This window comes from Halocatena pleomorpha (assembly GCF_003862495.1).
Classification (GTDB): Archaea; Halobacteriota; Halobacteria; order Halobacteriales; family Haloarculaceae; genus Halocatena; species Halocatena pleomorpha.
Genome location: NZ_RRCH01000024.1, coordinates 1 through 25,382, shown reverse-complemented (window position 1 = coordinate 25,382; position 25,382 = coordinate 1). Strand labels below are relative to the sequence as shown.

Genomic DNA, 25,382 nt, shown 5'->3' with positions numbered 1-25,382 from the left:
ATTGTCTGCTCATAGGATATGGATCCGATCACGAGTGGTCTGGTGACGAATCTACTTGCGGCAGGACTGTTGAACAGGGTTGAGGCGGGCCGCCAGCAGCTTCACGCCGTGTTCCGGGAAGCGGAGTTCCACACAGAGCTCGATGCGATCGAGACGGAGTTCCACACGAGCCTTCGGGACGCGATCGCGGACGGGGCTACCGAGCAGGAACTGGATGAGTTTGCGGACATTGTCGAGCACTGGGATGCGGTCATCGAGCGTCTGGAAGCGACGTCAGAGGGTGGTGAGGAGGATATTACTGGACGCAACCGACTCATCTTCGAGAATGAAACGGAGGCTGTCGATCGACTCGCCCGAGAGATCGCGGCTGTTTGTGGCTATGAGCTAGGGACGAATCCTCAACTACAACAGGCCCTCAAGCGTGCAATTGCTGAGGCCTACAGGGAAACCGTTGGCTCGTTCGGCGAACGGCTCGTCGAGACGGGGTTAGACGCGCAATTCGTCGCCGAAGCGAACATCGAGGAGCTAGGAGCCCTTGATCAACTCCAAGATCGCTTAGCTGATCTCGAAGAACGGCTCACTCATCCTCGGTTTTACGAGCTGTACCGTGGAGACGAGGCTGGTCGTCGCCGGGCGAGTCGGATGGTCGACCCTCAAGCGCTGGAATTCGTCTCCCGACCGGAATTGGAGGGCAAACAGGCAGCCCAGCGTCTGTTAGTGCTCGGGTCGGGTGGCTCGGGCAAATCGCGGGTGCTGGCCGAACTCGTCGCCAACGCTGATCCGGCGATCGAACACATCATCCGACCGAAGGCAGCTCTGCAAAGTCCCCAGGATCTTCAGCCCCTTCGGAGCGAAGCGTTTCAGGGGGATGTGCTGCTCGTCTGGGACGATATCCATGCGATCAGTCCCGAGACGAACAATACCGTCTTCCGGAAGGCAGTCACCGAACTGGAGGAGTTTCTCGCCCCCGACCACGAACTGCACGTGCTTGCAGCGGCTCGATCCAATCGGGTGGACTCACTGCCAGGAGAGATCAGTCCTGACTCGTCGTTATGGTTGCCGTTCGAGGATGTGTGGTTGGAGGCGATTGAGGAGGAGGCGATCGCAACCTTGATCGAACCAGGCCTCACCCGTGAGTTTCGTCTCACTGTCATCCTCGGTGGTTGGACTGCGAAGGTCACCGATGATCGGTGGCTCCTCGATCCCGGCGTCGGAGACGGTCGCGATCCCATCCTCGTCGACGGGGTGATCGAGGGCGAGCGGGATGCGATCCCACGCTTTTTCGGACTCCCCAGGAAGGAGCTCTCGATAGGGACGGTCCCTGTTGGCCTGTGGGTACTGATAGACGCCCTCCTTTGCGAGGATGCCCGTCGCTTTCAGGTACTCGCCGTCATCTGTTTCGACGCGTTCGACGGTGTCGACCGACCGGAACGGCGCTGCACTGTTCGCTCTGGATCTGATTGTGTGTCTCATGATACTGTTATCGCTACTGGGAACGCCTAATCATATCCAACTGATAGGGATGATAAGACATCGACAATTAGCGTCTAATGGCGGACGCGGTGCTCGTCCATCAACGACTGCATCAAGCCGATAGACCCGTCCGTGGAGCGGTCGACAGAGTGCACAAACCCTGCTATCTCGGGCCGTTTTCCAGACGTCGTATCTGACCGATTCACGGGGCGATGTCTGTTCAGGCGTTGGCGATTCGACCGTGCCAGCACCAGGCACAACACGACTAACACCTCGGGCAGCCTCCGTCAGCGTTGGATTGCCGTCATCGGTGGTGTGGACGTGCTGTCGGCGGTGCTGTTGGGCCGCACTGGCCCGTTCTGGCGCACCACCAACGAACTCGACGCCGGCGTGGCGGTAGGTGTGGATGGCGAAGAGATTTACCACCGCGACGATCGCCGTGATCGCCTCCTCCCAGCGCTGGTCGAGATCGTCGACGAGGAGGCGGCCATCTTGCCGTCACCCACTCCGAGCTTACATCATCGGTGATGCCCACGCAAACACCTGCGAGAACCGCCACAGTTTCCTTCGCCAGTGGCTAGCGAAGTTCCGTGGCGTCTCGAAGCATCATCTCCAGAAATACCTCAGCTTTCTCGCACTGAAACTCAACTCACCAGACGACTGGTTCGAGAAACTGCTGTGTTACAGTATATCGGGATGAACGCTAAGTTATTCATTCACAACAATTTCATGTATTAGCTGGTATTCATAACATGATCCGCAGCAATAGAACTCCCCTTTACACACGCGACGGTACCGAGTCCCGGCCACGTCGTGTCTCCAGCCACGTAGAACCCATCAACACCAATGTCCTGCGGAACCGCATTTTGGTTCGTGTTTTCCAACGTTTGTCGGTATCCCCCAATTGCTCCTCTAGGTCTATTCGTAAATTCCTCGTACGTTTTGGGCGTTCCAACCTCGTACACTAGAGGATTCGTGGCGATATCGGGATACACCGTCCGCGCTCCTGCGACCAGTCGTTTCCCTATCTCGGCTTTCCTTCGCTCGTATATTTCCTCATCGAGATCCTGCCACGGCGGGAGTTCACAATGAGTGGATAGGATCACTGCTCGGTAGCCTTTCGGAGCGCTGATCGTGTCGTCCGGTGCCGAAACAGAGACAAACATATTGTTGCCGTCGCCCAGCGGTTCGTCGTAGTCCCGTAATATCTGGTGGTGTGTGATCTCTCGATCCGCGACGTTCTCTTCCGGTACCCCGAGGAAGACCACAGCCGCACCGCCCTCGTGCTCTTGCAACAGCGCGATATGGTCGTCGAGTCGCTCACCGACAATAGACGGAGCGATCTTTTTCGTCAGATCGATCGGAACCGCACTCACTACTTGGTTAGTTCGATATTGCTCCTGGTCGGTGACGAGCCGAAAATCTCCTTTCGAACCAGTTACGTCACTTACTTCTTCGCTCGTCTTTACCGTCCCACCCATACCGATGTATTGTCGTTCGAAGGTTTCCCAGAATCCATACATCCCGCCGTTGGCTCTCCCGATTCCTGCTTTCCTGATAGTGATTCCGAGTATCGAGTTGAGTAAGGGAGCCTCTTCGAGGGTTGAATGAACGGTATCCTCCACCAGCATGGCGATCATCGTGCGAAGGGGAACATCATCGAACACGCCAAACTTCAGGAGGGCGTCCTTCATCGTCCATCGAAGATATCTGGCCAGAGGAATGCTGTTCATCCCTACTGCTCTTGCGTTTCTCAGTACATCGCTGATCCCTTGAATCGGCAGTTTCACGTCATCTCTGGTGATCTCCCAGAGTGTATTGGACGTGCGTTCGAGGAAGCGATAGAACCGTTGATGGTTCTCATCGTCGCCGAACGTTTTCTCCAATTCATCCCTCCATCGGTGCTGATCGCGATAGAGGGTTACAGTCCGATCAGGTAGCCACACTTCGTAGGCATCTTGAACATCGATCAGCGGTGGTTCAAACCCAAGTTGCTTCAGCAATTGACCGCCGATACCTTCCGGCTGAAAATCGACGAGCGTCGTTGCACCGACATCAAACACAAACCCCTCCTGCTGGTAATACCCTGCACACCCTCCGATATGCTGGTGCTGTTCAAGTACTACCGTGGATAGTCCTTTCGACTGCACCAGTGCCGCAGTACACATCCCAGCGACGCCGCCACCGATAATCGCAACATCAAATCGTCGAGACATTATATTCAATAGTACGCGTGTCGGGATATGATTTTGTCACTTCACCCAGTCAGTAGTCACTAATGAGTGGGAGAATCTTTGAAAATGGCTGCCCATGACAGGTGATGGGTGGAGATCGTCGCAAAGAGATTAAGCACCACCTTCCAGAGGAGAGGATCGATGAGATGCATCGAGAAGCCGAAGACGACGACTGTCTTCGGCGCATTGGCTTCGTGAAGAATCTCTACCAAGGAGATACGCTCAGAGGCTGCCGATCGTGTGGGACGTTATCTAGCAACTGGAGGTCGGTGGGTAGAAGACTGGAATGAGGGCGGATTTGCTGAACTCATGCCTCTCTACTGGTACGTCGCTCGCTACCGTCACAGCACCCTAGAAACCCAACACGGGTTTGAAACAGAACGGACGACCACGGCTACGAATGTGAGGACTGCGAACGGCACAGACGAATCCGAGTCAGGTTGAAGCCCGTTCGCTATGGGCTATCGGTAATGTGGAGGTCCCCATCGACAGCATACAGATACCCTTTTGAGAGCAACCGATCGAGAACACTGTGGGCAACGGACGGTTCACAATCGAGCTCTGCAAGTGCGGTGACGGCCACCGCTCGTGAAAAACTGTCTGCAACCGGCTCGTAGTCTTCGTACAGTCGCTCAAGCGCGGCTTGTTCAGTATGACTCAGTGGTGTCCGCTGGTTCCGCATAGAGACGTGAACGGCCCCGATCACCGAGACTGTTCGGGTCCGTGCCAGTATCGACGACAGCGAGATATCGAAAGAGAGGGCTGCTCCGAACTGTCGTCTTAATTGTGCATCGCGCGTTCGTTCAGTTAGGGTCGCCTCATAAGTGAAGACTACGGAACATATCCATCGGCCGATCAGAACGACCCGGACCATCACTTCCAATTGGCCGTTCCTTTATATACCCCACTCCCCCCACTATTTCCAACTCAGCGTAGTAAGGGAGGGTTCTCAGGAAACAAAATGATATTAATGTATCATTTTGTTACCTTCTGTGTATAGTACGGATACTGTTTTACTCGGTATGTATTAAGCGTTTCCCTACTACATAGGCTATACTGGAGCACCATCAGATCTCAACGAGGAGTTGGAAATGAAGGGGGGAGTGGGGTATATAAAGAAACTCGTGATTGGAAGAGACGGTATGGGTGGTAGGGTTAGAAGCGGTGGTTTTATGGGTTCATCTTGTGGTGTTATAGCATGGGCTATTTCGACGATGATAGCTTCCTCGATGAATACATCATAAAGGACCGGAGCGTGCTGAAACCAGAACATCAGCCCAAGAAACTGGAGGAACGAGACGATGAAATCGAAGACTACGTCAAGCTTCTTCGTCCTCTATTGAAAGGTTGGGATCTCGATAATATCTTCCTCTACGGCCATTCGGGCGTCGGTAAGACCGTTGCTACGCGTATTTTACTTCCCGATTTACGAGAAACAGCTGAGAAACAGTCTATTGATGTTGATCTTCTTGAAATAAATTGCTCATCTGCAAACACATCATACCAATCAGCGATCGAACTCATCAATGAGGCTCGAAACCGTACGTATCCATTGACAACCCTTTCTATAAATAAGCCTGAGCTGAGTAAGACAGGATATCCTACTGAACAAGTCTATGATGAACTATTTGGTGATCTGAGTGAAGCTGCAGAGAATATTATACTTATCCTCGATGAGGTGAATACACTTGGGAATAATACCGAATTGCTCTACCAACTCACTCGAGCGCAAACAATGCACAAACTCGACGCTGAGCTATGTCTTATTGGGATCAGTAACGACTTCCAGTTCCGCGATGAACTTCCTGCCAGGGTAAAGGATACACTTTGCGAAACCGAGCTTCACTTTCCAGCATACGAGCGGAACGACCTTGTTTCGATACTCTCTCGTCGTGCTGATCAAGCATTCTACGACGGTGTAACTGAACCAGGCATTATCGATCTTTGTGCGGCACTCGCCTCACGCGATCGTGGATCTGCCCGTCAGGCTATCCGTCTACTACGAAAAGCTGCTGAACTCGCTGAAAACGAAGCAGTCGAGACTGGCGAGACTGAATGTATTAAAGAACAACATGTTCGAGCAGCTGAAGACGTGATCGAACGTAAACAGGTGACAACAGGAATTCGAAAGCTCCCAACACATCGAAAATATGTTCTTCTCGCTATCACAAATCTTGCCGCACAGAAAAAGACACCTGCTCAAACAAGAGAGATCTATGAATACTATAAAACAATAGCAAATGATTTTGGTCGAGATCCGCTTACTCGGCGTGGTGCTCACGAACATCTACTTGAAATGTGTGATAATGGCATTCTGAAGAACGTAACACCCGATCAGCGTGGTAGAGGTCGACCAAATAAATACGAACTTGATACACCACTTGAAACCGTTATTAATGCGTTAGAAAGTGAGGAAGATGACGAAATCGATGATTTAAGTAAACTGAGAGAGACTGTGCGTTGACGTGACTTTTTCAATAATAAGGTGGAAGTGGTGGGGGGATGCTGACTTAAAACTTGGAACAAATGGTTGGGGTAGAAGCTGAGGTCCGACACGCGTCAGACAGCTGTTGGAAATGAAGGGGTGCATCCATTTAAATAGTTAGAAGTAGTGGTACGGGGTGATATTGATCCGTTTAGTCTGGCATATATAACTGATGGATCGGCACATCACAAGATACTCCCTGAAATGGCTTGAGTCGGTGGACTTGTATGCCGCAGAGGTGGCCAACGGTTGGGATTCAACTGTTGTCGAGAAAGAAGTCGATGAAGAATCAAGAAGCGACTGCATCGGCAATGAGTTGACGTGTGATCAGGTCCGTTCTATGACCTCCCCGTCCCCGAGGGCTAGCTCCTCTTCAAGCGCCTCGATGAGTGCTGTGCCTTCCTCGTGGAGTTCTTTCGCTCGCTCGAGTGAGACTGCGCCATCCTCGAGCTTGTCGATGATGGCTTCGAGGCGCTGTTGTTTCTCAGCGATCGATGCGTCCGCGGATACGTTAGTTGGTGTGTCAGTCATTGGTTGGTGGTGTCTCGGTTGTACTCACGTTAGTATGATATAGCCAACGAGTAATATCACAAGCAGAAGCAAGGCAGCGAGAGCGATCTGTTGGCGATGGTGAGCGTGCGTCGTTTGGGCCTGTTCGCGCTCATGGCGCTTTTGCTGTTCAAGAACCTCATAGGCATGATCAAGTCGCTGGCTGGCGTTGTTCACCCGGTCAGACACAGTTTGGGTGTACGCTACATCGAGCCGGTTGTGCTGTTGCATGAGCTGTTCCCGGTCGCGGTGTCTCTGTCGTTTGAGGCTGCTGTAGGCGTGATTCAGTGTCGTTGCCCGATCGGTGAGCACACGTGTTAGGTGCCGCTCGTAGGCCTGCTCAAGCCGTTGGTGCTGACCGGTGAGCTTATTGGTTACCACCTGTCGGTAGGCGGCGGCAAGGTGGTCGTGTTGTCTGTCGAGTTGTTCGTGTTCGTAGCGTTTGCGGGAGGCGAGTGTCTCGTAGGTGTTGGTAAGGGTGGTTGTTAGGGCATCGAGTTCGCTCATCACGTGCTGCTCATAGCTCTGAGTCAGCCGCTGTTGCAGGGCGATGACGCGATCGTTCGCTAGCTGGGTGGAGGCCGTCGTGAGTTGCTCGTGTTGCTGGGTGAGTTGCTCAGTCAGTGTCTCATAGCGTGGCACGATTTGGCCGACCTCCGTGGGGGTCATCACGCGCTGGTCGGCGACATCCTCAGCAAGCGTGCGATCAGCCTCATGGCCCACGCCGACAGCGATCGGGGTCTGCGTATTGTGGACCACACGACAGAGCGCGGTATCGTTGAACACGCGGAGATGGGTGTCAGACCCGCCCCCGCGTGTCAAGACGATCACATCGACCCGCGCGTCCGTATCGAGGGTGCCGATTGCTTGCATCATCGATGGCCCTGCGCTCTCACCCTGAACGGTCGTGTCCTGAACGATGATTGCCACACCGGGATGGCGGCGGTGGATGCTCGTCACCGCATCGTCACGGGCGTCGCTCGCTGCACTGGTGACAAGACCAACACAGGAGGGATAGTCTGGCAGGGGTTGTTTCGTGGCGTCATCAAGGAGTCCGTCGTCGGCGAGCAGTTGCTTGTTGGCCTCGTAAGTCTGTTGGTAGGTGCCCTCCCCGACGGTGACGGCGTCCTCGACCATGATCGAACAGTAGTTGTCGACGGTATAAAACGAAAGCTCGCCAGTGACAGCAACTTGCACTCCGTCCTCGAGCTCTGTGGGAATGTCCTCCCGGCGGAAGTGGAGGACCACACAGTGGAGCTGACAGCCCTCGTGGACGAGATCGAAGTGCACGTGGTCGTTCGATGAGATGCCGTAGTTGGTAACCTCCCCGATCACGTACTCATAGCGGTGGAGCTCGCTGGCCGCTTCGAGCACTGTCTCGATCTCGGTAGCAACCGTATCGACGAACGCGATCTGGTCGCTCTCAAGTGTGTCCTGCAAGGATGTCAGTTCCTTGGTGGCCTGCGTCTCTGTCGACGGCTCGACACCCATTGATTCCACATGTAACGGCGATGTGTGAAAAATCTATGGGACCGGTCACCCGCGAGCAGTGTGGTGGTTGCTCTATCGAATCCTTGTGAGATAGTGATGAGTGGCTATTGTGCCGGTGGCTTCGCGTGTACGTCGCCAGGGCATCCCTCAATGAGACAACTGTGTTCATGTGTTGTGAACACGTGACTCCATGTGAACACACGTCACGAGAGCAGTCTGCCCTCCTGTTCCCATGTGTTACATGGTGTTAAATAGGCCCACTACCAATGTGGGAAATGGTTAAGGCAGCAGCGCGTCTACCGTCGTGTATGTCAGATGCGAATCGCGACGACAGTGGGAAGTATACGGCTCGGGTGTCCGATGAGGCAATCCTCACGGCACTTGAACAGGCCCCTGGTCACGTCGGAACGGCTGCCGAACTCGCGGCGGAACTGCCAATCGGTCGCCGTGCGGTGCGTGAGCGGTTGCTCGCGCTCCAAGAGCAGGGGACTGTCGACCGAAAGAAAGTCGGGGGACGGGCCGTCGTCTGGTGGGTGAGCGACGCCGGAGAGGACGAAGTGACCGCGATCCCGGCTGATGATCCGCTGTTTTCGGCTCCAACGTTCACTCTTGAAGAGCCGATTGACGAGGAGGCGATTGATGATGTGCTGTACGGTGAGGTTAACAGCTAAATGAGTCGGGCAGGAGCAACAGCGTTGTTTCTCGACACGGGTGCGTTGTTCGCGCGGTTTGTCGATAACGCCCCGCGTCATGAGCGAGCCCGAGCGGTGTTCGATGCGATTCAAACGGGCGAGCTCGCGTACCGGCCCCTCTACACCTCGACATATGTTCTCGATGAACTCACCACGCTGATTCGGCGCAAACACACCCATGAGCGAGCGTCGGCCACGTTAGATCGGCTTCGACAGTCCGATTCACTGACGCTCATCCATCCGAGTGAAGCGGACTTTGAGGCTGCCTGTGTACAGTTTGCCCGCTACGACGATCATGCCATCTCGTTCACCGATCACATGACTGGTGTTCTTGCTATCGATCGGGACAGTGAACATATTTTCGCGTTTGACGGGGATTTTCGCACCCTTGGATTGACGCTCGTCCCTGCTGACACTGGTGACGTGTGAGTGGTGTATTGAGACGGGTTGGTGAGCGATCACGCGTGTTGAGAGCACACCGATCGGGACAGTGGACACGCTGCTCGCCGAGCTCGGCCACGTGTCTGTAGTCGGCTGAGAGGGCGCTGTTGACCGCCGTAAGGGGCCGTCGCTGTCTCAGAACGTCCAGTGTTCTCTTGGGCAGTCGGCGGGTGGCCTCTGGGTAGCTGGTGCTTTAGCTCGTCGACGGTGCGGCCGGTACTGGTAGCTCAGGAGCTATCGGTGCCACCAGTGATGTCCACTCGGCGGCGACTCGGAGTACTAGACTGGAGTCCGGTGGTACTCTGGTTGCCGTGTAGGCCGGCCGGAAATGTCGGTCACAGGTGATGCCCCGGTCCCCGAGCATCGATCGGTCGGCCTCGTAGTTGTCACCCAGCACCCTTACCAGTGCATGGAAGGTCGCACCCTCAGCCGGTCGTGGTGCGTGGACACCCGGGGGCCCACCGTGGGTTCATGAGCTCGTCGTTGCCGGTCAGTTCCCCGAGCAGGCTCGCGGTTTTTCTCGTGCAAACCGGTGTGTGTTCGAGGCCCCAGCGGAGTGCTCAGTTTCACTACCACACACCCCTGTGGTGCAGTATTGGACCCAATGCTGGTATGCGGATTTCATCGGAAACACGGTGTGATATTCGGTGAGGTATCCCCCCGTCGGTGCCGGCTGGCTGTCCGGGCACTTGTGGCCCGCAACTGAGACCCAAACTGGGCGTGGGATCGATCGGACAGAGGGACCGATGGTCGTCACGGAGCAATCCGCTGCTGGGCCAGTGTTCTCGCCAAGTGATCGGACCTGAGGCCCGACTGACTGGGGCCGTCCTGTGAGCAGTGAGTGCTGTCCAGCACTGCCATCGCCATCGTCGTTGGTCGCCCCGATGCTCTTAGCGGTTCAGTCCTGACCACTACTGGGAAATCCATCCCAGCATACAGCGTGGTTCGCTGGCAGGGCGCGCTAGCGCCAGTGACGCATCACTCGATCGCTGCCCGGCCACTGCCAGAGTGGCCGGCTGATACTGACACACCCCCCTGGTAGGTATCCTTCAGCCACCCTGCTGATCATAGTCAGATATCTAATGTATTAATTACTCTATAGGAAATATCCACGCTCGAAAACCAACGGCTTTGCCCCCCCTCTATATCAGTTGGTTTTTCGGGGGGACCCTTGACGAACCGACTGCCGTCTATCGATTCGACCCTTGACGCGCGCAAGCGAGAATCTTCGACCCTTGACCACGACCCTTGACTCGCCTTCCCGTCGTGTTATTTTCAGAGTTATTTGGGAGATAAATACGAGTGTCACCAGTGACCCTTGACCACACCCTTGACTCACCGCGCCGTCTCGCGATTATTGGATAGATGATTTCAATGAGTATGAAATAACAAATATATTTTATATAGGTGGTCACTCCCGTACTGCTGCCCCGGACCGGACGAACGGCGTTCCTGTGACCAGCACGTGGCAGCTCGTGTGCTGCTAGGTGTACGTCAGTTCTTATAGCGACGTACTACTGTGTAGATCGCCGCCCGTGACCGTACAGCCCGCTAGCGTTGAAGGGCCAAACGGACGAGTGCGACAGTCCCGTGAGTGACGTCGTCAGTGCGGCGCTCGAACTCGAAGGACAGCGCCAGCGTTGCGACGTTCCTCGAGCGGGGTGATGAACGCAGCCAGCGAGTCGGTGAGTTCCTCGAGACCGAGCGCGTCGTTGAGACGATCTGTAAAGATCGCGAGCGCCGCTCATGCCCGAGCCGGCGAACCAGTCCTCCGATCGAGACAGTTCTGATTGTGAGGCCGGTTGGATGGTTCTCTATGAGCATACAACGCACGAGTGCCTTCGCTGTCCTATCGACGAATGGGTGTCTCGAACATCGTCGTCTTGGTTCTCTTCGTTGATCGTGCCCTGCGGTCGTTCGTCTACGTATCGTTTCCCCTTTCGTGGTAGGCGGAGCCAGGGCTGTATTGGAGATGACACATCATAGGCCAAGGAGGCCCCCTTGAGCGGGAGATGCAACTACGCGCGCCGGGGAACCGTGTCATGCGTCTCTCTATGCGCCATTGTTCGGTACGAAAGTTCGTGACATCCATCAGGTCGGTGAGACGGTGGGTTTCAAAATCGTTGTCTGCGACGATGAGTTCATCCTCTAGACCGTATGGCGCCACGACCAGCAGGTTGCGGGCGGCCTTCCGTTGGCCATCAGCCAGCAACGTGTCCTGCATTCGGGTGCCTCCAGCGTGATCTACACATTCAGGATGAGCGCTTGCACGCCTCCAAACTGCTGGCGCACTGCCACGACGTCAGTCTGCCCGCTTCCAATCACTCCATTCACGACCTCGAACACACAGAGAGGCCGTCAGGTATAGCTGGCCGCAGTCCTCGACGGCTGTGACACTCGCCAGAATGCCTTCCAGCATATCGATGATGACGGAACTATCGAGAACCGTCACCGCTCGACACTCTCTCGGGAGCGTTTCTCGGCTGCCCGCACCCGATCGGCGTCTTTCTCACTCCATGCTCCAATGTCAATTGGCCGCTCACGCGTGGCGAGGCGTGCGAGGAGATCATCAAACGTTGCATCGTCCCTCCGCAGGCTGTCAAGCCTCCGTTGTGTGCTGTCGGAGACGCGGATGGACGTACTCGTGCATACAGACGGTCTACATACGCAGTTAGCGGTTGCGGTGCAGACCACTATGCCCTCTGATTGCCGTCCCGCTGAGCGGCATCACAAGGTATTCTAGAGGTGTACCCCGCCACTGGCCGTGTAACTTCACTCACCGTCGACGGTGTCTCTGGGCACTCGACACAATGGACGGATATCAAACATATTTCTGTGACCGAATAGTATTTCCCTATTCGAAAACCAACGGCTTTGCCCCCCCTCTATATCAGTTGGTTTTTCGGGGGGATCCCTGACCGGATCCCGTCCCGTCTGGCGATGAATCCCTGACCAGGCGTTCTCAGAGATGCCCTCCTTTCGGGCGATCCCTGACCACTCTCGCTGTATGGTGTTTTTGAATTTCTACATCAGAAATAAACTACGATATTCGCCGATCCCTGACCACGATCCCTGACCGGCTGCGCTGTCGGGCGATTTTTGGACGCATCGTTATCACATAATGGTATTAATTGATCTCTTATGAAACGGAGGACACTGGGAGATCGTCTCTCGTAATGAGACAAAGAATCCCTCTCGGCACTTTTCCCAACAGCTCCTCGCGGACCCACCGGCGATCGGTCGCTCGATACTGCAACCACGCTCCGTCCTCGAAGAACACCCGCGCGATGGGCTGGTCCGTCTCATCGGTGAGTATGGTGTGATCGACGATCGCTGGTGGACGCTCAATGTACTGCTCCGGTGGATGATGAATGATGGTGTCCCGGCACCCCGGACAGGTGTATTCAGCTATCTCTTCACCCCGGTAATCGATATACGGCGCTCGGTGCGCCGGAAAGGTTCGGTCGCAGTCCGGACACGAAATCTGGTGAGTGGTGTGTCCCTCGGTGGCTCTGTCTGTCATTGGATCACTCATCGTTGAGGAACTCTCTGTAGTGAGTCCGGATCGTCATGGTCGTGACGTTGGCCACGTCGCTGATCTCTTGTTGGGTGAGTGGATCGCCAGTGAGACACGAGCCAGCGTACAGTGCTGCTGCGGCCAATCCGACTGGGCTTTTCCCGCTGGTATAGTGCCTGCCAACGACGCCTTCGAGAAGTTCACGGGTCTTCCGGTGGGTTGCCTGCGAACAGTCCAACTCGGACGTGAACCGGGGGAGGTACGCTATCGGGTCGGTCGGTTCGATCGCTAGCTCTAACTCGGCGATGACCGCTCGATACGCCCGCGCGATTCGGTTGTACTCGACGCGCGCAACGGACGTCATTTCATCGAGCGTGCGAGGAATCCCTTCCGTTCGGGCAGCGGCGTACAACGTGGCAGTGGCGACACTCTCAATCGATCGTCCGAGTAGCAGGTTCGCAGACAACGCACGTCGGTAGATGACGCTCGCCGTCTCGCAGGCGGATTTGGGTAGTCCAAGCGCACTCGCCATCCGGTCGATCTCCGAAAACGCCTGCTTGAGATTGCGCTCTTTCCCGTCCCACGTCTGACAGCGCTTGTGCCACTTACGGAGCCGTCCCAGCTGCTTACGCTTGCGAGGCGACAGCGACTGTCCGTTGGCGTCCTTGTTTTGCCACCCGATCTGTGTCGACAGCCCCTTGTCGTGCATTGTCGGGGTTGTTGGCGCACCAACCCGTGCTTTCTGCTGGTGTTCCTGATGGGTGAACGCTCGCCACTCCGGACTGCGATCGAGACGATCTTCGGCAACGATAAGCCCGCATTCCTCACAGACGGTTTCATCAAGGGTTGTACCGGGAGAGATAGGACCATTACATTCGGGGCATTTAGCTACCTCCTGATCGGTAGAGTCACGGACGATCATCTGGATCTCCTCTCTGTCGCCCACCATTTCCACGACACTAGCCGCGTAGCCCTAGACTGATGGGACCGGTTGACTGGTTCTCGACTAACCATGTGCCTACCATGTCTGTGTTACCTACAAACATAAAAATGTTCTAGATAGGCCGATTCATACAGAACAGTGTTCCAAACGATGGAGACAACTCCCAAAGTTCTGGTTTTTGGAACGCCAACAGAAGGTGAGCCTCAGGGCGTGAAGAAGGAAGATATTATTAACTCTGCCACCTTTACAACGGAAACAGTTACAAGTGGAGGTAACATTTTTCGTGTATGCCACAGCAGAGTGTCACGGCAGGTCCGCCGACGGACGCGCTCGCTCAAGCCGGTGAGCTCCTACAGACGCTCACCCCACGGACGCTTGCGACGTTGCTCATCGTTGTCGACGACGATCCACAAACACAGGGAGAGATCGCCGAGACGATCGGAAGTGCACGATCAACCGTCTCGAAGTACTTGCTTTCGCTCGAAGAGCTGCCGCTCCCACTGGTCATGAAGGGCCGACAGCGCTACGCCGGGACGGACGCCGGTCGAACGGTTATCGGACTGTTCGATGGGATGACCGAACGGCTTGGCGTCGATCTGGCAACGATCGACTGGCAGACAGATACGGAGGTAGAGCAGGTCGCGGACTGTCTCACGCCACTCTGTGATTCTCGCAGCCTAACCCCTATTTTCGTGCTTGAAGCACTGCGGGGCCGGAGTGGCATTGTTGATCTCCTTGGTACCCCGCGTCCGGTTTCGGTCGAGGTAGTCGTCGACGCTGTTGACCGTCGACACCGTGAACGAGGAGAACACAGTACCACCGAACAGATTCGCACGATTCTGCGACGGTTCAAGGACGCCGATGCGATTAAGTTCGATGGCGACGACTGTATCCTCTCCGAGAAAGGACAGGAACACGCCTGTCTGTTGCACCGAATCGTGGAGTTGCTTGAGGAACAGGCTGGAAGGCAAGACGAGCGCGAGGCGCAACCCAGAAGCGGCCAGTCAGATGATTCGCCTCGAACGACAGAAGCACATCCATCGACTGCTCCGATCGCTGGTATCGACACTGGCAGGATCGCTAATCAGCTTGATCCGCGCCAGTTTACTGGTGGGGGTCCCCCTGACAACTCTGTGTCGACCGATGAGCAGAAGACACCCACTATCATCCCGGCGTACTGGCTGGTTCCCGACACAGCGGGAGAGAAAGAGAGAACACAAACGCAGCCAACAGCAGTGCTGCCACTCACTTCGATGACGCCTGAAGAGTTAGTAGACCGTTCCACGCACTTGCTCGAGGAGCATGGCACTGATGCGGCGTTGGTTCCGTATTGGACGTTACAGATGGGGAATGAACACCATCCACTAGAAAAAGCGGAGCTGTCTCTCGATGCAGTGAATCCATGGACCCTGCTCACTGGAGCACGCCATCCGACTGACGAACGATCAGAGGACGATCAATCGTAGGATTTTGTCGCCAGCAGACATGACAACTGACAATCGACAGAATTCCCAGACCATTACGATCGAATTAGGCCCAACATTCGGTTCGTCCCCTGCCGATGTCGCTCAGATTCGAAACAGTCAGGTCAGTTGGCTGGGTGAAATGGCCGAAGCCGAGGAGCCGATTTTCGCTATCGAGCGGCCGCTCGAGATAGCTGGTGTGGCTGCTAGTCAATCAACCCAACCTCATGCATCCTCCCAACCAGCTCCATCGATGCTGACGTTTGTCCCCGCTGGTGAACCGACCATCCGGGGGATCCCCCCCGATGTCCACGTTCGTAGTTCGCTGGGAATGCATGGACACATGGATATGAGTGTGGATTCGCTGTCCCGATCAGTGCTCCTCACTGATATTGACGAGCGGACACTTATTGATGAGATCCGAACCAAGGTCACTGTTGCTACCGATAGCCTCACCGCTCTTAACCGCGATCTTCTCGTGCCGGAATTGTACGAATCGTTCGATAAGACAGCCGCTACTCGGGCAACGGCACTCCTCAAAGAGAACATCAGACGGCACGAACGCGAGCACGTTCGGTGTCTGTTGGACCCAGACACAGCACTGTGGAAAGAATTCGAGCTATATGTGCGGTCGATTCTCATCGGTGCCGAGGAACACACATGGACCGATTTGGGATTCCTTGATCGATTGGCAACGTTGTACGCGACACCGAGTCGGTTCACCGTTGAGCTACTCGGAAGGCTAGCTGAAGACTATACGATGGCTGATCCAACCATCCAACGGGCAGTTGAGTCCCGTGTGGCCGCCCAACGGGGGTCTGAAGCGACACTCTGGCAGTTCATGAAGGACCACCATATTGATCTCGATCGGTTGGAAGCGATGCTCCGGTCACCGGTCGGTGAGCAGTACTGTGATCTCTGGCTTGCATACATTATTGACGAGCTACGAGCCGGGAACTCACTTGAAGAGATTACTGCAGCCAGCTTTTATCGCAACTGTACGCCGACTGCAACCCCGTACGACGCGATCGTTGCCGATAGCGAGACACGGTCAATGTATGTTGATCTCATGCGAGAGCGATTGCGGGGTCCCGTTATCGAAGTTGTTCGGCTCAAACGTGTCGAAGGAACGTTCACGCTTGAACGAGCCTGGTACTCGCTGAATCCGAACGTGGCAAACGACGACAGTCTGCTCGCTGTGCGACGGACCTTGTTCCGACGGCAGTTTCTGTCTACATTCAGCGCCGAAAGTGGACTCGGTAGCCTCCGTGCTGAACGAGAAGCCGGTGTTGAGCGGATCATTCAGGATGCCTCGCTTACTGACAGCTCGGTATTCGATATCTCTCTTCCTCCATCGAATCATATAGCCCAGTGTTTACCAGCGGCGTGTGAAACAGCCGCAACGACGCTCCTTGGGCCGACAGCATCGATAGAAGACCTTACTGCGTGGTTAAACGAGCCACAGTTTGAACTGACAGAATAACACGTTCGGACCATACTACAGATAGGATGATGGTCGAGGACCACTCTACGGGGACGAACACAGCGATAGGGGAGGAACAAGCCCAGACACGGTTAACCACAAATCGACAACGGTTCCTGAAATACACGGTGCTGAGTGGTGTCGTCGGATTGGTTGACAGATCGCTCATGGACCGGACAGCGAGTGCGACATCCTCTACTGACGCTGGGTCCACAGAACATCCTGCTTCCATCCATGATCATCGAGAACAGAGTGCTGACAAGACGTTGCGTGTGACTGGTGTGGGCGATCATATCAACCACTACCATATCGAAACAAGAGCGTCCGTCATCACAAACGAGGAGAGCGATGACTCTCCCACGATAGATGTGACCGTCATCGAGGGAGATGTCCATCGAGACGAAACCGACGGGCATCGGATCAAGGGTCGTGTGACAACCGTGCGTACGCAGGGGAGTATCATGTACTCTACCGAGTAATGCCGACGAGATGGTAAGTCGATGATCCAATCCGTTGCTACCGGCGACGCTCAGCTGTCTTGAGCCAATCAACAGTGTCTTTCTCTGTGATGCTCAGGCGTCCCTTTCGGAACGGAGATGTGTACGGTGAGCCGAATATTGGTTATGTTCCAAGAAGAGAGGACAGCTCCGCTATGGATCCGATTTGAATGACTGGTAGTGTTTCGTCGTCAGTTGATAGCGTCTCATCGAACACCCATACCGCATCGATCCTGACAGCGTCAGCGCCGCAGATATCCGACTCGAAATCATCTCCGACGTAAAGTGCCTCATCGGGGGAGGCGCCACTCACCCGTAACGCCTGTTGGAACAGCTCCGGATGAGGTTTGTATTCGGTATCATACCCAATGTAGACGATCGTCTCGAACAGAGAAGAGATACCGAGCTGGTCTAGTTTCGGTTGTTGTACTGCTTCTTTGGCGTTCATGATGAGATCCAGCTCATATCGACCGGTGAGTGCCGTCAACGTCTTCTCAGCCCCGTCAAGGGATGCAACCTGGCCGTATCTGTGACGATGGGAATAGACTTCACCGGGTTTGATCCCTGTGGAGCGATCATATCCATGCTCAAGGGCTGTATTTCACAACTTCTGCGACGGCAATCGGACTTTGTCGTTACTTCCTTGGCATCGTCGAAGGTCTCCATTGCAGCCTCAAACTCCTCAATGGCGAAAAACGGCTCTAACTTACATTCCTCGAATGCACGCTTAAGGACTCTTTCTTTGATTTACTGTATGTACAGATCGTCTGATCGAAATCGAGGATGACGAGTTATATCTCCGCTGAGTCGAGCATCCTACGAATACCAATTGGGTGACTCTATTAGATATATCCGATCGATGCTTGTAAACAGTGCTGATCAGCAGCACTTCAGTCGTCATGACTCGGTTATCTGTTACCGTTGAGTGCTAAGATCACCGATCACGGTCAAGAGTCTCAAACCAGTCCGTGTGTTCTTGCCAGGTCGCGTTTCCGCGCTCTTTGTGGACTGCTTCAAGCTCCCTCTCGTCAACTGCTGGTGGATCGAGACGAACCATCTGACGGACGCTCAGGTGATAAATATCGTTGTCATCGTACTGACGATGGGGATTTCGCGCGATATTCGCGCCAATCAGTGCGGCAGCTTGCGAGACAGTATTCCTGTCTATGAGTGTTCGTAATTCACGAGAGTAGGTTGAAAGAGTAGTCATATACCGGATCAGATCAACAGGCCCGCCCTTTTGCGTTCCACTGAAACCAGTCGGCAGATCAAATTGTTCGGCTACCCAGCCTGCATCGTACCGCATTTCATCTTGAGAGACACTTTCCATTCCATTATTTTCTAATACGTCAATAACTTTTTTCGTTTCTGTTATAAGTTCTTTCTTGTTAAGTTCTCTGTTGATCTGTCTATAAATATTTTCGAATCCGAACAGTTGCTGATATTGCGGCACCGCAAATGAAGGGCCAAGCAAGAACCAGTCAGTATGTTGGACCCCGGCTATTTCAGTAGCTATCGTACTAACTGTATCAAGTAGTGCTCTGGTTTGCGTAGCTTTGTTAGCATCGAATCCCGTGATTCTATACTTGGGTTTTAGGTGCTCTATGTCCGAAAGATCGGTCGTAAGTGTTCCTCTACGCGATTGTTCGAGAAAATCGTGGATCATCTCGAACCCTGTATGTGCTATAATCCCACGAACGTTCACATTTAACGTCTGGTTGACCTGGTGTGCAATCGAAAGTGCAGCAATTCCTTTGTTGAGGACTTTTTCGTTCCATTCGAGAGGATTGTGAGAGCCACATTTCAGTTTTCGGTGCTGTTTTTCATCTTGCCGTCGGAGATCATTGACTGCATCCTCAGTCTCGCCGAGGGTTCCACGAAACGATTCTTGATAGCTACCACGGCCATACTGAATCCAGCCTTCGGACGCCTTCAGAGCTGCTTGTCGAAGCATCCAGTCTGGAGCGTCTTGAAGCACCGCTTGATTTTGCCGGAGATATCTCTTCTGAATAGAGGGGGAGTAGAATTTCGCGTAGTCAATGAGACGAATTACTCCGCGGCGACGTAACTCCTCGTACGCCGTTAACAGATAGGGTGCTTTCTTCCCTTCTATCTCACCAGTTAGCAGCTCTGCACGCAACTGATCGTAATCATGCTGGTCCATAAGAATAAGTGGGGTAGACCTTGAAAAACGCATGATATCTGGCACATTGAGAAGAATCGTCGTAACTGATGGACCGGGAAGAGCGAGATACGCAGCTTGGGATGGCATAGTAATGTATCAAATCAGAGTATAATATAAATCCTTCCGCTCTTCATTTTATTATATATTATATACTACTATAATCATAGAATGGATAATACTGGTACTGCGATAATCAAAATGAGCTTTGGACTCGATCGGCGTGCTATATCTCTCCAAGTTCATCGATTGCTTCTCGGATATGTGAATCGTCGTCCGGGGTAGATCGGAGGATCTCTTTTGACGCCTGTAACTCCTCAAGCGTCCAGAATCGGGCATTTTCTGCATCAGTGCTGGGCACTGGCGATCCTCTTGTCTGATCGGATGTAACTGTATAGTAGAGACCGATATTGTGCCACCCCTCTGTTGCAGTGACAGAATACGTTCCAAGAAGCACCAAGTCAGTCGGATCGACCGTTACACCTGTTTCTTCATATAATTCCCGAGCTGCTGCGGCCTCCGGTGATTCACCAAACTCAGCAATGCCTCCAGGTAGTGCCCACTTCCCTTCGTGGGGCGGATTGGTTCGTTCGATGAGAAGCACTCGTGTTTCATCGATGACTGCAACGTCGACACATGGAATTGGTTGCTGATAGATGACTCGATCACACTCACGGCAGTACGTGCGTTCTTTCTCTTCTATCCATCGAGTGACCAATTCCGTTCCACAATATGGACAGAATTTAGCTTCGAAAACAGTCATGGGGCCAGTTACTCGATCAAAGGCTCTGTGACATTCTCGCTAAAGTCCACCGATACCACAGTTGCATCATCATGGGTCTTGGGCCGCGGATAGGTCGTACAGTCCATATCGTCTTGTTCGATGGCACGAAGCCGCCTAAACGCCTGCTCGATACCATGCTCATCCGTCCATCCGACGGACTGGTACCAGTCATTGAAGACACCGAACGTTGTGATAAGTCGGGTAAAGCCGTCACTACAGAGGAGTATCCGATCGACCGTCTCCCGATCGAATTGACTGTACTGTCCATCTGTGGCCGCCTCGGGAGACAGGCACAGTGTCCAGTGTTCATCTGACAGCCGGAGGTTCCGAATATCGTGTGCTGCCTTCGGTCTGAGGAGCGACCGGGCTTTGGCGTGTGATATGTCCCGTTCCTCCATGAGTTGAGACATTCCGTTAACAGTCTCGTTTTGTCGGCGAGCAAGGGTTGAGCGTGGATCCATCACGGGCCTGATGTCATCAGTCGACGTGATAATCACTAGCTCACAATCCCCTAAGACGTACGTTTCAACCGACTCCGACGTCCATCGCGCGATCACACAAACGGCCGATGGTCTCGATTCGGGTGTGATTTCATCGGGATCGATCATGTCCGTAAATTCGGTCGCCACCGACTCAATGCCTCGCCGAATGATCGTCTGGAGGTCTGTCGTATGATCGTCGACGTGCTGGCGGAGAAAATGATCGAACTGTTGGACGTACCACCGCGCATCGGTCGCACCAGATGTGAATCCACCTTCACCAACACCAGTTGCTCCATCGAGCACCCACGCAGCATGTGGCGTCGTTCCACCGATATCTTCGTTCACTGCACGGCCTGGATCGGTCAAGAGGTGATAGGACGGGTGAATCATGTCGTTCATAGGTATGATGTGTCTCATTGACCATGAGACGACAAGTGTTTTGGTCCGAACAGAAGGGGAACAAGGAGATAACTTTAGACCACACTGTCTGCTCGTCTCTCAATTGGTCGCTCATCTAGGGGCCCGCCCAATATGCACCGGGTCGTCATACATGTTCTCTAGTCCGTATAGTGAAGCAAACGAAGAATCATCCTCCGTGTGGATTTGGATACTTCGCTGTAGTCCCCCGTCATTCAATCCGACGAGCAGGTTGATTGTGTGATGGTCAAGAACAGGACACTATGATAGCATGCCTTGAGATGGCGAGCTATTAGGAACAGAACTGTATAGTACATGTATGGAAACGCACACGCTGGCTAGACAGACGGCTATCGTCACAGGCGCGTCTCGGGGGATCGGGAAAGTGATCGTCACCCTATTCGCCGCGGAAGGGGCCGCGACAGTGATGTGCTCGCGTTCGACCGACAGAATAGAGACCACCGCAGAGGAAATCGAAGAAACGCTCGGTGACGGTCCCAGTGAAGTTCATCCGATCGAGTGTGACGTGACGAACGAGTCAGACGTACAGACGTTGGTAGATGCCACGCTTGAGGAGTTCAATGGCATTGACATCCTCATCAACAACGCCGGGGGCTCGTTTGGGGGGACGGGAAAGTGCATGCGGTGGAGATATCGACGTGGGAGGAGAGCCTTGGCGTGAATCTCACTGGCCCGTACCTCTGCTCACGTGAAGTCATTCCGCCGACGGCAGAGGGTGGCAGCGGATCGATCGTCCATGTGAGCACAGCCAACGCACTCACTGGCATCAGCGCGAGTGTCTACTCCGCCGCAAAATCTGGGTTGTACGCTCTCTCACGCATGATCGCCGTCCACTATGGGTCGCATGATATCAGATCGAACGTCCTCTCGCTCGGGACGCTCATGACCGAACAGCGCCAAGACCGTATGGACAATCCACCTACGGAGACCCACCAAGAATTACTCGATGAGTATCCACTCGGTCGCTTTGGCTGGCCCGAAGAAGTCGCTGAAACCGTTCTGTTTCTCGCCTCTCCACGCAGCTCATTCATCACGGGCGTGGACGTTCCTGTTGACGGCGGACTCACAGCTGGTCTTAGTCAGCAATTCCATCGGCCAGTATCCAACGTCGACGAGCCGCCGCAACGCCGATCCCAGTAACGGCGACCTCCCGTAGTCATTGGATAATAGACACTCCTTTGAGGAAGACAGATATCACCGTATTCGATTAGTTATCTTGAGTCAGCAGAGTCTCCTCCGGAGAATGGTCCGGTGTGAGGGTAGTAATCGTCGCGGGTTCGACGTCGTTTTCACCGTGTACGTTAAAGCCACGAGATCCGCCGCGTCGATCGTGTCGCGATCGATCGTTGAGGTGGTGGTAAGGGCTTAATCCAAATTAGTGCGAAACGTCTCATACCCGACGGTCCAATAGACATCAACCTCGTACCCGTGTATGTTTTCTATCACTCATCATGGGGGATCGTGCTATCCATCAAAGTTATTCGAAATCACTGCTAGCTCCGGATTGACGCGATCGTTGTGACAGTCGGTTAGAGCATGAAGTACGATGACCAAAAATATAATAAATTATTCATGATCGCATGACTTTTGTGCCAAGTCTATATACTAGTTATTGTGGTTCGATAATGGGAGATAAAAAGAAAAGCAAGCACGACGCTGGAAGAGGAAAGACCAAAGAATACGACAAAGCTCCCGATAGAAGGAGTGTTGTCACCCTCACGAGACAGGCTGTCAAGAATAAACTGTTCAAGTAAGAACTGAATGAGAGTCTACGTGTGATAGTTACATCATCGACATGACTCTCTATTCAGGGACCACAGCCGAACAGTACTGGATTTATTAATAGTAGTGTATATGTTTGATGTCACATCATAGAGTAATGTACGAGCTTCATGGGTTTATCACCCATCACCAGGACAGGACCGATCGCTCCCGCTTTCAAGACCGATGGATCACCGATGTTTTCGATCGGGAGACAGTCCCGACAGCTACGGGGACGTTATACGTTGATCGATATACAGCGGCTCCGTCGACCAGTGAGCCGTATTTCAGCGGTGATGATGTGCTAGTGGCCGTTGAGGGCGATCTCCATGAGGTACGCCCTGCAGTGAAGCGAATAGAACCACTCTCGATCGGCACTGCCTCAGCCTCCGAAGTGGTTGCACGAGCCTATCGAACGTTCGGGTGGCAGTTCCCGCAATATCTGATCGGTGATTACTGCTTTCTCCTCATCGATCGCACAAAGCGTCGGCTGGTTGCCGGACGGGATCGTACGCTGACCGAGGCGATCTACTATACCGTTGCGAATGGGACGACGCTCGTGAGTACCGACCTCGTCGCTCTCGCTGCTGAAGTCAACGCCGACGTGAACAACGCGTATTTGGGAGAGTATCTTACTGGAGACATCGAATCACCGCAGGAGACGTTCTATGCGGACGTTTTCCGGATTCCACCGGGTTGTGTGTTGGTGTCGTCTGCCGACGCGGCGCACGTGAAACGGTATTATCATCCTCAGCCTGAGAACCGGAGTGGCTATCAACAGCTGTCGATCACCGAACTTGGCGAGATATTACGAGAACGGCTCGAAACGGCTATCGACTGTCGGCTTGCGGCAAGCGGTCCAACTGGCGTGTTCATGAGTGGCGGTGCTGATTCGACGGCAATCGCGGGCCTTGCGTCCCAGCGTGAACTTCCACAGCCACTCCACACGTACTCATACGTGTTTCCGAACACTGATGCAATCAATGAAACGGAAGGCATCACGGCGGCAGTCGAGACCTACGGGCTGGATCACAACGAGCAAATCACCGTCGACAATCACTGGGTATTGAAAGATAAAGCACTCTACGAGCAGGCATGGGCGTACAGCCCAGCCGTTGACTCACTCCTCCAGCCAAAAGTCAAATTATTACAGCGGGCCACAGCAGACGGAATGGAGACGATCCTTGTGGGAGATAATGGGAATGCGCTCGATGGGTCTCGGCTGGCGATCGCTGACACGCTTCGGGACGGGCAGTACCGCGAAGCGCTCAGGGCTGCACGTGTCGATCCTGTCTATACGACCATCATCTGTTTGCTTCTGTATGGCATCCTTCCAAACCTCGGCATTCATACGTCGTACGCGCTTCCCTCCACGTCTGTCGAACAGTCCTTCAGACGTATACTTACAGACGATATCTTGGAAGCAATCGAGGCACGTCGTCACGCGTCTCAGGTGGGAAACTGGCTACAGTACCACCATGATCAGGCGATCTATCGCGCGCTGATCGCACCGATTGCCGAGTATCGTAACGACATTTACTGTAAAATAGCGAAACAACACGGGATTCGCTTGACCGATCCGTATCAGGATGCTCGCCTCATGCAGTTCGTGTTTGACCTTCCCGGTACGACTAATTTACAGCACGGCTACGACAAGGCCGTCTTTCGGGATGGCTTGAGCGACGTCTTACCGGCTGCGATTCTCTCACGACAGAAAGATGACACCGTAGAGGGTGAAGAAGCGAAAGGATTGCAGCGAGAGGCGGACTATCTCACGCCACTTCTGGACATTTCCCCGCTAAAAGACATCGGTATCGTCCGCGAACAGTGGTCCGTTCCAGATACGGCAATAGCAATACAGAAGTTCAAAGATGGTGACGTCGGTATCTGGCGAGTGATAGCTGCACACGCGTGGGTCGAGAATCAATTATCAGGGAGAGCAAAGACGCGCCGAAAGCATTTATTGAGGTGATATTAGAATGGATATTATGGATGGATCGTTGTCTATTGATGAGCTTGGGAGTGTTCCTTCGTTTACCTGGCCAGCGGTGTCGCCGTCGGGGGCGTCGCTGGCAGTGTATCGAGAGCAGGACGAGCAGTGTACGTTGTTGGTGATAGATCTCGAAACAGGCACAACGTCATCGATTCCGAGCGACCTCTCACTCAAGCCGAACCACCGGATCGTCTGGGATCGAGCGGGAGAGCAGTTGTATGTCCATCACAGTGACGCCGGCGCGGAACGAACCGATATCTACACGCTTGGGCTTGATGGGACTGCTCAGCCTCTCATCACTCGGGAAGGGCGCTGTTGGCTGTGGGACGTCAGTCCCGATGATCGATCGCTGCTCTACTCTCACTGTCGTCCAGATGCCGATCTCTGGGAGAGTCCCCGTACCCTGTATCGCTACGATCGAGACGCCGATACCCATCACCAGCTCACACCCGATGATCAGTTCGTGATGGCCCG

The 25,382-nt window shown here is 54.0% G+C and carries 23 protein-coding genes and 3 pseudogenes; 14 read left to right on the top strand and 12 right to left on the bottom strand.

The features are described from left to right. Positions 1-18: 18 nt before the first annotated feature. Positions 19-1,503, top strand: coding sequence for a hypothetical protein (locus EIK79_RS11380; RefSeq protein WP_124955246.1), 1,485 nt, complete (start codon positions 19-21; stop codon positions 1,501-1,503). Here the strand turns inward: EIK79_RS11380 and EIK79_RS19275 are convergent, their stop codons facing one another. After that, positions 1,504-1,731 carry a phage minor head protein gene (locus tag EIK79_RS19275; RefSeq protein WP_368276817.1) on the bottom strand — a complete coding sequence of 76 codons (228 nt, stop codon included), beginning with the start codon at positions 1,729-1,731 and terminating at the stop codon, positions 1,504-1,506. 227 nt (positions 1,732-1,958) lie between these two features. Between EIK79_RS19275 and EIK79_RS11370 the strand changes: the two are divergent. Then, positions 1,959-2,173, top strand: a pseudogene (locus tag EIK79_RS11370) (IS1595 family transposase); the annotation flags it as partial. A 34-nt stretch (positions 2,174-2,207) separates the two neighbouring features. On the opposite strand, the gene EIK79_RS11365 reads toward EIK79_RS11370, so the two are convergent. Further along, the gene (locus EIK79_RS11365; RefSeq protein WP_124955245.1) at positions 2,208-3,689 is read right to left on the bottom strand and encodes a phytoene desaturase family protein; all 1,482 of its coding nucleotides are present in this window, start codon (positions 3,687-3,689) and stop codon (positions 2,208-2,210) included. A 104-nt stretch (positions 3,690-3,793) separates the two neighbouring features. Between EIK79_RS11365 and EIK79_RS11360 the strand changes: the two are divergent. Beyond that, positions 3,794-4,028: pseudogene (locus EIK79_RS11360) on the top strand (helix-turn-helix domain-containing protein); the annotation flags it as partial. Positions 4,029-4,161: 133 nt separating this feature from the next. Here EIK79_RS11360 and EIK79_RS18095 read toward each other — a convergent pair. After that, positions 4,162-4,389, bottom strand: a complete 228-nt coding sequence (locus tag EIK79_RS18095) for a hypothetical protein (protein ID WP_185715599.1) — start codon at positions 4,387-4,389, stop codon at positions 4,162-4,164. A gap of 516 nt (positions 4,390-4,905) precedes the next feature. Between EIK79_RS18095 and EIK79_RS11350 the strand changes: the two genes are divergently transcribed. Next, a complete protein-coding gene (locus tag EIK79_RS11350) occupies positions 4,906-6,171 on the top strand; it encodes a Cdc6/Cdc18 family protein (protein WP_124955243.1) in 1,266 nt (421 codons plus the stop codon). Positions 6,172-6,519: 348 nt separating this feature from the next. Here the strand turns inward: EIK79_RS11350 and xseB are convergent, their stop codons facing one another. Together xseB and xseA are read right to left on the bottom strand one after the other, a co-directional pair. Further along, positions 6,520-6,723, bottom strand: a complete 204-nt coding sequence (gene xseB / locus EIK79_RS11345) for an exodeoxyribonuclease VII small subunit (RefSeq protein ID WP_124955242.1) — start codon at positions 6,721-6,723, stop codon at positions 6,520-6,522. 24 nt (positions 6,724-6,747) lie between these two features. Beyond that, on the bottom strand, positions 6,748-8,232 hold the full coding sequence (xseA, locus tag EIK79_RS11340; RefSeq protein WP_124955241.1) for an exodeoxyribonuclease VII large subunit: 1,485 nt from the start codon (positions 8,230-8,232) through the stop codon (positions 6,748-6,750). 308 nt (positions 8,233-8,540) lie between these two features. Between xseA and EIK79_RS11335 the strand changes: the two genes are divergently transcribed. The 3 genes from EIK79_RS11335 (at position 8,541) to EIK79_RS18090 (ending at position 10,171) form a co-directional block, all read left to right on the top strand. After that, positions 8,541-8,903, top strand: coding sequence for a helix-turn-helix domain-containing protein (locus EIK79_RS11335; RefSeq protein ID WP_124955240.1), 363 nt, complete (start codon positions 8,541-8,543; stop codon positions 8,901-8,903). Further along, a complete protein-coding gene (locus EIK79_RS11330) occupies positions 8,904-9,353 on the top strand; it encodes a type II toxin-antitoxin system VapC family toxin (RefSeq protein ID WP_124955239.1) in 450 nt (149 codons plus the stop codon). It begins immediately after the preceding gene. Between the two features lie 659 nt (positions 9,354-10,012). Then, positions 10,013-10,171: a hypothetical protein gene (locus EIK79_RS18090; RefSeq protein ID WP_185715598.1), complete on the top strand. Its 159-nt coding sequence runs from the start codon at positions 10,013-10,015 to the stop codon at positions 10,169-10,171. A gap of 1,642 nt (positions 10,172-11,813) precedes the next feature. On the opposite strand, the gene EIK79_RS19430 is transcribed toward EIK79_RS18090, so the two are convergent. From EIK79_RS19430 to EIK79_RS11310, 3 genes are all read right to left on the bottom strand, one after another. Then, positions 11,814-12,059, bottom strand: a complete 246-nt coding sequence (locus EIK79_RS19430; protein ID WP_124955238.1) for a DUF7557 family protein — start codon at positions 12,057-12,059, stop codon at positions 11,814-11,816. A gap of 445 nt (positions 12,060-12,504) precedes the next feature. Further along, a complete protein-coding gene (locus EIK79_RS11315; protein ID WP_124955237.1) occupies positions 12,505-12,888 on the bottom strand; it encodes a paraquat-inducible protein A in 384 nt (127 codons plus the stop codon). A gap of 4 nt (positions 12,889-12,892) precedes the next feature. After that, positions 12,893-13,831 carry a transcription initiation factor IIB gene (locus tag EIK79_RS11310; RefSeq protein WP_124955236.1) on the bottom strand — a complete coding sequence of 313 codons (939 nt, stop codon included), beginning with the start codon at positions 13,829-13,831 and terminating at the stop codon, positions 12,893-12,895. A gap of 281 nt (positions 13,832-14,112) precedes the next feature. Between EIK79_RS11310 and EIK79_RS11305 the strand changes: the two genes are divergently transcribed. From EIK79_RS11305 to EIK79_RS11295, 3 genes are read left to right on the top strand one after another with little or no spacing between them, the layout of a single operon-like run. Then, entirely contained in the window at positions 14,113-15,291 is a 1,179-nt protein-coding gene (locus EIK79_RS11305; protein ID WP_124955235.1) for a hypothetical protein, read from the top strand. 19 nt (positions 15,292-15,310) lie between these two features. Next, positions 15,311-16,771, top strand: a complete 1,461-nt coding sequence (locus EIK79_RS11300; protein ID WP_124955234.1) for a hypothetical protein — start codon at positions 15,311-15,313, stop codon at positions 16,769-16,771. A gap of 26 nt (positions 16,772-16,797) precedes the next feature. Further along, positions 16,798-17,250, top strand: a complete 453-nt coding sequence (locus EIK79_RS11295; RefSeq protein WP_124955233.1) for a hypothetical protein — start codon at positions 16,798-16,800, stop codon at positions 17,248-17,250. 142 nt (positions 17,251-17,392) lie between these two features. Here the strand turns inward: EIK79_RS11295 and EIK79_RS11290 are convergent, their stop codons facing one another. The 4 genes from EIK79_RS11290 to EIK79_RS11275 form a co-directional block, all read right to left on the bottom strand. Then, positions 17,393-17,830 (bottom strand): HAD-IA family hydrolase, encoded by a 438-nt coding sequence (locus EIK79_RS11290; RefSeq protein ID WP_124955232.1) that lies wholly within the window; start codon positions 17,828-17,830, stop codon positions 17,393-17,395. Between the two features lie 372 nt (positions 17,831-18,202). After that, entirely contained in the window at positions 18,203-19,540 is a 1,338-nt protein-coding gene (locus EIK79_RS11285; RefSeq protein ID WP_124955231.1) for a hypothetical protein, read from the bottom strand. A gap of 136 nt (positions 19,541-19,676) precedes the next feature. Beyond that, positions 19,677-20,213, bottom strand: a complete 537-nt coding sequence (locus EIK79_RS11280; protein WP_124955230.1) for an NUDIX domain-containing protein — start codon at positions 20,211-20,213, stop codon at positions 19,677-19,679. Between the two features lie 8 nt (positions 20,214-20,221). Then, positions 20,222-21,115 carry a protein phosphatase 2C domain-containing protein gene (locus tag EIK79_RS11275; protein WP_185715597.1) on the bottom strand — a complete coding sequence of 298 codons (894 nt, stop codon included), beginning with the start codon at positions 21,113-21,115 and terminating at the stop codon, positions 20,222-20,224. Between the two features lie 337 nt (positions 21,116-21,452). On the opposite strand from EIK79_RS11275, the gene EIK79_RS19020 reads away from it, so the two are divergent. From EIK79_RS19020 to EIK79_RS11260, 4 genes and pseudogenes are all read left to right on the top strand, one after another. Then, positions 21,453-21,815 (top strand): SDR family NAD(P)-dependent oxidoreductase, encoded by a 363-nt coding sequence (locus tag EIK79_RS19020; protein WP_221621735.1) that lies wholly within the window; start codon positions 21,453-21,455, stop codon positions 21,813-21,815. Beyond that, positions 21,779-22,294, top strand: coding sequence for an SDR family NAD(P)-dependent oxidoreductase (locus EIK79_RS19015; protein ID WP_221621734.1), 516 nt, complete (start codon positions 21,779-21,781; stop codon positions 22,292-22,294). Before EIK79_RS19020 ends, EIK79_RS19015 begins: the two co-directional genes overlap by 37 nt. Before the next feature lie 739 nt (positions 22,295-23,033). Then, a complete protein-coding gene (locus EIK79_RS11265) occupies positions 23,034-24,887 on the top strand; it encodes an asparagine synthase-related protein (RefSeq protein WP_185715596.1) in 1,854 nt (617 codons plus the stop codon). Positions 24,888-24,903: 16 nt separating this feature from the next. Beyond that, positions 24,904-25,382 (top strand): annotated as a pseudogene (locus EIK79_RS11260) (hypothetical protein); the annotation flags it as partial.